The sequence below is a fragment of the Methylophaga muralis genome, assembly GCF_001720165.1.
GTDB classification, from domain to species: domain Bacteria; phylum Pseudomonadota; class Gammaproteobacteria; order Nitrosococcales; family Methylophagaceae; genus Methylophaga; species Methylophaga muralis.
On the sequence record NZ_MCRI01000109.1, the window covers coordinates 1 to 618 of the forward strand.

Annotated in this window: 1 protein-coding gene; it reads left to right on the top strand. The window is 40.8% G+C overall.

The features are described from left to right. Positions 1-143: 143 nt before the first annotated feature. On the top strand, positions 144-618 hold a 475-nt coding region (locus A9E74_RS13850), incomplete at its 3' end, for a sugar transferase (RefSeq protein ID WP_281198112.1).

A 618-nucleotide genomic window follows, 5' to 3' on the forward strand; every position in this document is an offset into this window, starting at 1 on the left:
ACTTTTAATCTGCTTAACTCCAGATGGGGTATGATTATCAGGGAATACACTGTCGATCAGTATTTATGAAACACCCTTTGCAGGTATTGATAGTGCTATTAAACGCATAGAAGATATTGTACTGAGCTTTTTGATACTTTGTATTGATTGCCATTCCAATGTTATTGATTGCTATTGGAATAAAGGCAACCTCTAAAGGCCCAGTATTTTTTAAACAAACGCGTTACGGTATGGATGGCGAAAAAATTAAGGTATGGAAGTTTCGCACCATGACGGTCGCTGAAGATGGCGATAAGGTCATTCAAGCTAAAAAAGACGATCAACGGATAACGCACTTCGGCGGTATTTTGCGTAAAACCTCGCTTGATGAATTACCGCAGTTTTTTAATTCGCTAGGTGGTTCAATGTCAATCGTAGGACCAAGACCTCACGCAGTGGCGCATAATGAAGAATATAGGGCAAAAATCCAGGGTTACATGCTTCGGCATAAAGTTAAACCAGGAATCACTGGTTTAGCACAGATAAACGGCTTTCGTGGCGAGACAGATACGCTAGATAAAATGGAAGGCAGGGTTAAGTACGACCTTCAATATATCCAGACATGGACACTACTTCTCG